Annotated in this window: 1 protein-coding gene; it reads right to left on the minus strand. The window is 67.1% G+C overall.

Translation table 11 applies throughout. The features are described 5' to 3' along the window. Positions 1-353, minus strand: a 353-nt coding sequence (locus ACX6XY_RS30120) for a homocysteine S-methyltransferase family protein (protein ID WP_460337813.1), incomplete at both ends; no start/stop codon positions are given.

Raw genomic sequence — 353 nt, forward strand, 5'->3', positions numbered from 1 at the left:
AGCAGATCCTGCGTCGTCTCCACCAGCAGCGCGTCCGCACCGCCCGCGATCATCCCCTCCGCATTCTGCTGATACGCGTCGCGGAGTGTGGCGTAAGGGGCATGCCCCAGCGTCGGGAGCTTCGTGCCCGGACCCATCGACCCCAGCACCCACCGCTGCTGGCCGGTCGAAGCGGTGAACTCATCGGCGACCTCACGCGCGATCCGCACCCCCGCCTGAGACAGCTCGAAGATCCGGTGCGCGATGTCGTACTCCCCCAGCGCCGCGAAGTTCGCCCCGAAGGTATTGGTCTCCACACAGTCCACACCCACCGCGAAATACTCCGCATGCACCGCCCGCACAATGTCCGGACG

Source organism: Streptomyces sp. O3, assembly GCF_054788135.1.